Source organism: Candidatus Allofontibacter sp., from assembly GCF_038145245.1.
Taxonomy (GTDB): domain Bacteria; phylum Pseudomonadota; class Alphaproteobacteria; order Pelagibacterales; family Pelagibacteraceae; genus Fontibacterium.
This window is the reverse complement of record NZ_JAYQPI010000032.1, coordinates 1-8,619: the sequence shown is the minus strand read 5'-3', so window position 1 is coordinate 8,619 and position 8,619 is coordinate 1. Positions and strand designations below refer to the sequence as shown.

Annotated in this window: 8 protein-coding genes; 5 read left to right on the top strand and 3 right to left on the bottom strand. The window is 27.1% G+C overall.

Annotated elements, in window-relative coordinates:
- Both AC8IGH_RS04435 and AC8IGH_RS04430 read left to right on the top strand, forming a co-directional pair.
- A partial coding sequence (locus AC8IGH_RS04435) for a histidine triad nucleotide-binding protein (RefSeq protein WP_507419512.1) occupies positions 1–356 on the top strand: 356 nt, incomplete at its 5' end.
- A 1-nt stretch (position 357) separates the two neighbouring features.
- Positions 358–876 (top strand): GNAT family N-acetyltransferase, encoded by a 519-nt coding sequence (locus AC8IGH_RS04430; protein WP_507419511.1) that lies wholly within the window; start codon positions 358–360, stop codon positions 874–876.
- A 3-nt stretch (positions 877–879) separates the two neighbouring features.
- Here AC8IGH_RS04430 and AC8IGH_RS04425 read toward each other — a convergent pair whose 3' ends face one another.
- Both AC8IGH_RS04425 and AC8IGH_RS04420 read right to left on the bottom strand, forming a co-directional pair.
- A complete protein-coding gene (locus tag AC8IGH_RS04425; RefSeq protein WP_507419510.1) occupies positions 880–1,428 on the bottom strand; it encodes a LolA family protein in 549 nt (182 codons plus the stop codon).
- Between the two features lie 4 nt (positions 1,429–1,432).
- The gene (locus AC8IGH_RS04420) at positions 1,433–3,553 is read right to left on the bottom strand and encodes an FtsK/SpoIIIE family DNA translocase (RefSeq protein WP_507419509.1); all 2,121 of its coding nucleotides are present in this window, start codon (positions 3,551–3,553) and stop codon (positions 1,433–1,435) included.
- A gap of 78 nt (positions 3,554–3,631) precedes the next feature.
- Between AC8IGH_RS04420 and AC8IGH_RS04415 the strand changes: the two genes are divergently transcribed.
- Positions 3,632–4,807, top strand: a complete 1,176-nt coding sequence (locus tag AC8IGH_RS04415; RefSeq protein WP_507419508.1) for an NAD(P)-binding protein — start codon at positions 3,632–3,634, stop codon at positions 4,805–4,807.
- On the opposite strand, the gene AC8IGH_RS04410 is transcribed toward AC8IGH_RS04415, so the two are convergent.
- Positions 4,796–5,251 carry a methylated-DNA--[protein]-cysteine S-methyltransferase gene (locus AC8IGH_RS04410; RefSeq protein ID WP_507419507.1) on the bottom strand — a complete coding sequence of 152 codons (456 nt, stop codon included), beginning with the start codon at positions 5,249–5,251 and terminating at the stop codon, positions 4,796–4,798. The two genes, AC8IGH_RS04415 and AC8IGH_RS04410, sit on opposite strands and share 12 nt — an antisense overlap.
- Before the next feature lie 31 nt (positions 5,252–5,282).
- Here AC8IGH_RS04410 and mnmE point away from each other — a divergent pair, with 31 nt between their 5' ends.
- A complete protein-coding gene (gene mnmE, locus AC8IGH_RS04405) occupies positions 5,283–6,608 on the top strand; it encodes a tRNA uridine-5-carboxymethylaminomethyl(34) synthesis GTPase MnmE (protein ID WP_507419506.1) in 1,326 nt (441 codons plus the stop codon).
- Between the two features lie 48 nt (positions 6,609–6,656).
- Positions 6,657–8,525 (top strand): tRNA uridine-5-carboxymethylaminomethyl(34) synthesis enzyme MnmG, encoded by a 1,869-nt coding sequence (gene mnmG, locus AC8IGH_RS04400; RefSeq protein WP_507419505.1) that lies wholly within the window; start codon positions 6,657–6,659, stop codon positions 8,523–8,525.
- The last annotated feature ends 94 nt before the right edge of the window (positions 8,526–8,619 follow it).

Sequence of the window (8,619 nt, the reverse complement as noted above, 5' to 3'; positions counted from 1 at the left end):
TGTACGATAAAAATAATATATTTGCCAAAATTTTAAGAGGAGAAATCCCTTGTGATAAAATTTATGAAGACAAGTTTTCTCTTGCATTTAAAGATATTAATCCTCAGGCAAAAATTCATGTCTTGGTAATTCCAAAAGGCGCATATGTAGATATGAATGATTTTGCAGCTAATGCTAAAAGTGATGAAATTGAAGGTTTAATTAGAGCATTAGGAAAAGTTGCTAATATTCTAGGAGTATCTGCTTCTGGCTATAGATATTTAGGAAATAATGGCAGAGATGGTGGGCAAGAAGTTCCTCACTTACATTTTCATATATTTGCTGGAGAAAAATTAGGAAGAATGATCCATAAGTAATATGGAAAGATCTATAGATAGATTTTATCTACATCTTATTTCAAGGAGCGATTTAACAAAATCAAATTGCAAAGAAAAAAATCTAGAAATTGTCCAAGAAAAAAAACCAACAATAGATTTTTGTAAATTTCTTTATAGAGAGGTGGGAAGAGATTTTTTTTGGAGAGACAGACTCAAGTGGAGCGATCAAGATTGGTTAGATTATTTAAGTAATGATTTTTTAAAATTATATCTTTTAAAACAAAATAATAAATTAGCAGGATATTACGAGCTACTTTATGATCCAAAAATTCTTTCAATGGAGATACCCTATTTTGGAATATTTAAAGAATTTTATGGCAAAGGAATGGGAGGGTATTTATTAACTGATGCGATATTAAAATCCTTTAATGAGAAGATTAACAAAGTGTGGGTTCATACGTGCACACTTGACCATCCTAATGCTTTAAAAAATTATCTTGCACGAGGAATGAAGATTTTTAAGACTGAAAAGATATTTTTTAATCCAGAAAATTTATAATTTTTACTTTGGTATCTCAAATTTTTCGTTTGCATCAATATTTATTGAAATGTTTTTCATAAAAAATTCTAGATTAGAATTGTCATAATTTTTTATTTTCCATCCTACAATATTCATTTTTTTAGAGTCAAAATGTATCTCAATACTTTCTTGAGAATTTAGATCTATAATTGCGATTATATTTTTGTCTATTATATTAAATTTTTCTACTTTTAATAATTTTTCTATAATATTTTCTTTGTCCAGCATAACTCCTAAAGGAGTATCTTTGATATTGTAGTTATAATTTTTATTTTCTCTTTTATTGATTAGAAATAAATAATCATCATTTACAATAATCTCCTTATCTTCATCATATAAACATCGCATTTTTTTTGGGTAGACGATAAGACAATTGCCATTTTCTGTGATGTCATTTGAAATCTGAGTGAAATTAAATTTTATTGAATCTATTTTTTTTAAATTTTCAATTATTTTTTCTTTGTATGATTCTTGTGCGATAACGCAAAAAGGAATTAACATTGTTAAAACAATGTATAAAAATTTCTTCATTTTTCTAAAAGATTTCTCTTTTACCTACGTGATTTGCTGGACTAATTATTTTTTCTTCCTCCATTTGATCGATAATTCTAGCCGCTCTATTATAGCCAATCCCAAGTTTTCTTTGCAAAAAACTAGTAGATGCTTTGCCTTCAGTTTTAATTATTTCAACCGCTTTATTATATAGCTCATCTTTTCCTTCTGAATTTAAAACAACTTCATCATTTTCTTGTTCTTCTATTCTGGTTACTTCCTCAATGTATGTTGGTGAGCCTTGAAGTCTTAAGAATGTTGAAACTCTTTCTATTTCTTTTTCAGAAACATAGGGACCGTGAATTCTTATAATTCTGCTTGCCGAAGACATAAAAAGCATGTCCCCATTACCAAGCAATAGTTCAGCACCCTGCTCTCCTAATATGGTTCTGCTGTCTATTTTTGATGTTACTTGGAATGATATTCGAGTTGGAAAATTAGCTTTAATTGTACCCGTGATCACATCAACACTTGGTCTTTGTGTTGCCATGACTATATGAATTCCAGCAGCTCTAGCCATCTGTGCTAGTCTTTGTATGTAATTTTCAATTTCTTTACCTGCAATCATCATTAAATCAGCCATTTCATCAACTATTACAACAATGTAAGGCATTTTTTTTCTACTTTCTGAAGATGCCTTTTCATTAAATCCTGAAATATTTCTCACTCCGATTTCAGTCATTTCCCGATATCTTTTTTCCATTTCTTTAACGACCCATTTTAGAGCTGTTGTTGCTTTTTTTGGTTCTGTAATAACGGGTGTTAGTAGATGAGGTATTCCTTGATAGATAGAGAGTTCTAACATTTTTGGATCAATCATAATAAGTTTACAGTCATCAGGTTTGTGTCTGTAAAGAATTGATAGGATTAAAGTATTAATACAGACTGATTTTCCAGATCCAGTTGTTCCGGCAATTAAAAGGTGTGGCATTGAAACTAAATCTCCAACAATTGGAAATCCTGAAATACTTTTCCCAAGAGTTATGGGAATCTTAATGTCTTTATTGTTAAATTCTTTGCTAGAAATTATTTCTTTTAAAGCAACATTTTCTCTTACTTTGTTTGGTATTTCTATTCCTATAGTGCTTTTGCCTGGAACAGTTGCAACTCTTGTAGATATAGAACTTGTATTGCGCGCTATATCCTCTGATAGATTTATAATTTTTGATGTTTTAATTCCTGCGGTTGGTTCAAATTCATATAAAGTTACAACAGGTCCAGCGCTTACTCTTTTTATTTCACCTGAAATGCTAAAATCTAAAAGAACATTTTCTAGGAATTTTGATTGTGTCTTATAACTTTCCTCATCTAGTTGATTTTCAATCTTTACTGGATCATCAAGTAATTTTGTTGGAGGTATCTTAAAGCTTGTCGATTTTTCAACTTTTATGCTTTCCAGAGGAAGTTGTTGTTGAGGAGAGATTTCTTGTATCGGAATTTCTTCTAAAATTTTTTGATTATTATTTTCTTGTAAGGTTGTATTAATAGTAATTTCCTCAGTATTTTTTCTTTTGATATATATTTTAAATATTAATTTTGGAAAAAAACTTAATAAATTATTTATAGTTATAAAGACAGTTTTCCATTCTTGGATATTTAACCCTGTACTTAAATAAAAACATATTAGAGATATACATAAAAAAATAATTGAAAAATAAGCACCAAAAGAATTATTCTTTATATTTAATTTTTCAGAGATAAAATTAGCAACAAAACCTCCAAAACCATTATCAGGAAGCCAAAAACTCTGATCAACATTTATTGAAAAGAATAAAGCACCAAAAATAATTGATAAAATTAAGAGTAGTAGTTTTATAGAAAAATTTTCAATCTTTTTTTTAATAATTAAGTATCCACCCCATATAATTAAATTAATAAATATTAAAAATGCTAAAACACCGAAAGCTTGTAAAAAGAAATCAGAGAGATAATAAAAAAAAGATAAAAATTTATTATGAATATTTTTCTCTTCCGGAAATACATAGCTTATATTGTTGGCTGAGTAAGTTGTTAAAGAGACAAAATACGCAAGTCCTAAAAGAATAGTTATTACTCCAGCAGATTCTATTAATTTTACTTTAATAAATGTTATTATTTTTTCCATATTTTGCTTGGCGAATCACAATTAAAACCTTTGTATCATTAATATTCAGTTGATAGAATTCCAAAGCAAAAGACAATCATGCCTAACTCTCAAAAAATTTGTATTATTGGTTCTGGTCTTACAGGGTTAACGATTGCTTACTTGTTATCAAAATTTAAGTTGCAAATTGATATAGTTGAGCAGGATTTTAGTAAAAAAAAAATTAACCCAACAAAAATAGCATTAAGTAAACACTCCCTAGATCAATTATGTCTTTACGGACTAAAAGATATTAGAAAAAAATCTAATACTGTTAAGAATATTTATTTATACGATTCTTATTCATCCATAAGCTTAAAACAAGATCTTCAATTTTCTGCATCTAATAAAAAAGAAGCATTAGCTTATATTATTGATGGTAATATTTTATTTTTAAATATTAAAAATAAATTAAAAAGTTTGAAAAATATTAATTTTCTTAAAAAAGAAATATTGTCAATTAATGACAATAAATTTTATAAAGAAATTACTTTTAAAGATTTAATTAAAGAAAATTATAATCTTATTATTTTTGCTTCTGCTAACAATCTTTCTTTATTATCAAAATTTAAATTAAGAAAAGTTGTAGATAAATCTTATAATGAGAATGCATATGTTTTTAATCTTTTTCATAAAAAAATTATAAATAATTCAGCAAGACAATTTTTTTTAAAAGATGGACCTTTGGCTTTTCTTCCAGTCTCAAGCACAGAGACTTCTGTAATTTGGTCTATAAAGAATAATTCTGTTAATGAAAAATATGTATCAAATAATAATTATTTATTTAAATTTTTTAATAATCATTTTAAAGAATTATTTAAAGAAATAATCTCTACCTCTGAAATTAGTAAATTTAATTTAAATTATATTTTTAATGAATTAAAAGATTCTAAAAGAACTTTACTATTTGGGGAGATAGCTAACAAGATTCATCCTATTGCTGGTCAAGGATGGAATATGACTTTAAGAAATATGTTTTCTTTAATTAAAGTTATTGAGTATTGTGAGAATTTAGGTTTAGAAATCGGTAATGATATTTTTATTAAAAAATATTTAGATGAGACAAGTTTAAATAATTTTACTTTTGCAACATTAATCGATGTAATTAGAAAAATATTTGATATTAAAATTGATAGTTATTCTTTTATAAGAAAAAATACACTTTCTAATCTTGATAAGAATTCTTTTATTAAAAAAAATTTTGTTAATATAGCTAATAAGGGTTTATTTATTTAAACTTTCAATTCTAAGAATCTTACTTTTTAGTTTAATTCCCTGCTTTGCAGAAAAACCACCTAATAAGCCATCTGATCTAATCACTCTATGACAAGGTATAAAAAATAATAACTTGTTTTGACCACAAATCCTTCCAACATGTCGTGGATGAATTTTAGTTTTTTTGGAAATAAAATTATAAGTTGTAGTTTTTCCATAGTTTATTTTTTTAATTTCATTCCAAACTTTTAATTGTTTTTTTGATCCAATAGTTTTTGTTTTAAAGGTAAATTTTTTTACCTTTTTTTTTAAAAATTCCCTTATTTGATTTTTAACTTTTAGTAATTGCTTTGTACTGTTTTGTTTTGATATTTTTTTAAAAGAAATATTAGTAATATATCCATCGTTTTCTATAACTGAAATAAAGCCTAATTTTGTTTTAAAAGATAATTGGAAAGTTGACATTTATATTAAAACTAAATCATATCGTTTTTTTATGTCAATATTTGCGTTAGCTACAGCACCAGGAACATCTGGTTTAGCAGTTATAAGAGTCTCCGGAAAAGAGGCTCTACCGGTAGCTAAAATCATAACCAAATTCAAAAAAATTAAACCAAGAGTAGCTAATTTCTCTTCATTTTATGATCATAAAAATAAAATCATTGATAAAGGGATTTTTATTTTTTTTCCAAAACCTAATAGTTACACAGGAGATGATGTTGTAGAATTTCACATTCATGGAAGTAATGCTGTTGTTAAATACTTCTTAAAAATTTTATCAAACTTTAAGAATTGCAGATTAGCAAAACCAGGAGAATTTACTAAAACCGCCCTTCTAAATAAAAAAATAAATTTACTGCAGGCAGAGAGTTTAATCGACTTAATAAATTCAGAAACAGAACTGCAGAGAATTCAGGCCTTGAAAGTAATGAACGAGGATACAACGCAAGTTTATACTAGTTTAAGGAATGAAATGATCAAAATACTCTCAGATTATGAGGCTGTTATTGATTTTTCCGATGATGAAGTAGGTGATAATGTATTTTCAAGTAGTAGAGATAAGTTATTGAAAATAAATGATAAAATTAAAAAAATAATAAGCAATGGAGAGAATTCTGAAAAAATTAGAGAGGGATTTAAGGTTTCAATCATAGGACCAACAAATTCTGGTAAATCATCATTAATTAATTGTTTAGCTAATAGGCAAGTGTCAATTGTTTCTAATATACCAGGCACAACGCGAGATCTTATAGAAACCAGTATTATGTTAAATGGAAAGTTAGTAAGATTTTTTGATACAGCTGGATTAAGAAAATCCAAAAATATTATTGAGAAAAAAGGTATTTCGTTAACTAATAAAAATTTAAAAGATTCTGATTTAAAATTAATTATTTTTGATTACACAAAAAAAATAGATAAAAAAATTTTAAAATTATTTGATTCAAAATCAATTTTAGTTTTAAATAAAATTGACATCAAAAGTTCAAATAAATTTTTACAAGATAAAATTTTTAAACCAATTAAAATTTCAGTAAAAAAAAATATAGGAATCGATAATTTAGTTAATAAAATATCTGAAAAAATTGATGAAGATTTTAAATTTAGTAGTGACAACATAATATCAAGACAAAGACATAAAAAAAGCCTTGAAAATGCAGTGTTTTTTATTGAAAAATGTCTTAGTAAAAAATCTATAGATCAGATTGACCTTGCAGCAGAAGATTTAAGATTGGCAGTCAGGAACCTTGGAGAAATAGTTGGATATGTTAATGTTGAGGAATTATTAGAAAGAATTTTTAAGGATTTTTGTATCGGCAAGTAGCATAAAAGTATCTTATATTTTATGTTAATGGGATATAATAGACCCCATATGAATTTAGAGAAAAATTTTGATGTAATTGTAATTGGAGCTGGGCATGCAGGTTGTGAAGCCGCAGCAGCTTCTGCAAGATGTGGTGTTAATACTGCTCTTATTACAAATTCCCTTTCTACAATTGGGGAAATGTCTTGTAATCCTGCAATTGGTGGATTGGGCAAAGGACATTTAGTTAGAGAAATCGACGCATTGGATGGCATTATGGGAGTTGTTGCCGATCAATCAGGAATACAATTTAGATTGTTAAATAGCAGTAGAGGTCACGCTGTAAGAGGACCAAGAACTCAATCTGATAGAGAGCTTTATAAAAATTATATGCAAAAAATGTTGTTAAGTTATTGTAATTTAAGTCTTTTTTATGATCCTGTAACTAGGTTTGAATTTAGTAAAAATAAAATTATTTCAATTGAAACTCAATCCAGAAATTCCTTTACAGCAAAAAAATTTATTTTAACAACTGGCACTTTTTTAAATGGTCTTATTCATATTGGAGATGAGAAAATTTCAGCTGGAAGAATTGATGAGAAACCAACCTTGGGATTAAGCGAGCAGCTAAAAAAATTAAATTTTAAGATTGGCAGATTAAAAACTGGGACACCTCCAAGATTGGATGGAACAACTATTAATTACGAAAAACTTGAAATGCAAGATGCTGATGAAAAGCCTTTTTTCTTTTCGTACTTAACTAAAAAAATTAACGCCAAGCAGATTTCTTGCGGAATGACTTATACTAATGAGATCGTTCATAAGATTATTGAAAAAAATTTAAAACGTAGTGCAATGTATTCTGGATCCATTAAAACAATTGGTCCAAGATACTGTCCTTCTATAGAGGATAAGATTGTAAAATTTAAAGATAGGCAACGTCATCAGATTTTTCTAGAGCCAGAAAGTCTTACAACAAATATTGTTTACCCAAATGGTATATCAACTTCTCTTCCAAAGGAGATACAACAAGAAATATTATTTAAAATCAATGGTTTAGAGAACGTACGAATGATAAGACCTGGCTACGCAATCGAGTATGATTACGTATTCCCAACTGAGTTAGATTTTACACTTAAAACAAAAAAAATTGAAAATTTATATCTCGCAGGTCAAATTAACGGAACAACAGGATATGAAGAAGCTGCTGCACAAGGTATCGTGGCAGGTCTTAATGCAGCTCAATCTGTAAAAAATTTAGAACCAATTAAATTTGAAAGATCACAGTCTTATATTGGAGTGATGATTGATGACTTAATTACCAAAGGCGTAAGTGAGCCTTACAGAATGTTTACATCACGTGCTGAATATAGATTAACCTTGAGAGCAGACAACGCTGATCTAAGGTTAACTCCTATTGCTATTAAGTATAATTTTATATCTAAATTTAGAAAGGCTAAATTTATTAATAAAATCAATGACTTAAACAGTTTTAAAGATATTTTGTCTAATAAAATAGTATCTCCTTCTCTTTTAAAGAAAAATGGTATCAAAATTTCTCAGGATGGCAGAAAAAAATCTCTTCTGGAGATTTTAAAGTTTAAAGATGTGACCTTAGATAAGATCAGAAATATATTTATTGATATTCCAAAGTATGATGAGGAAATAGAAGACTTAATCAAAATAGAATCGCATTACAGTGGTTACATACAGCAACAAAAAAGAGATATAAGTATATATGAAAAGGATGAAAATCTTATAATACCAAGAAATATAAATTATGATTCAGTTTCTGGCCTTTCAAATGAGATAAAGCGTAAGCTTAAAGATATAAATCCATTAACTTTTGGTCAGGCATTAAGAATTGATGGTGTGACTCCTGCAGCTATTAATATATTGATAATTTATTGTAAAAATACTCTTAAAAAGGCATCTTAAAATATATATGTATCATGATGTTGAATTTTTTATTAAAAAATTCAATGTTTCACGTGAAACAATAGATAAGTTAAATAATTACAAAGATTTTCTC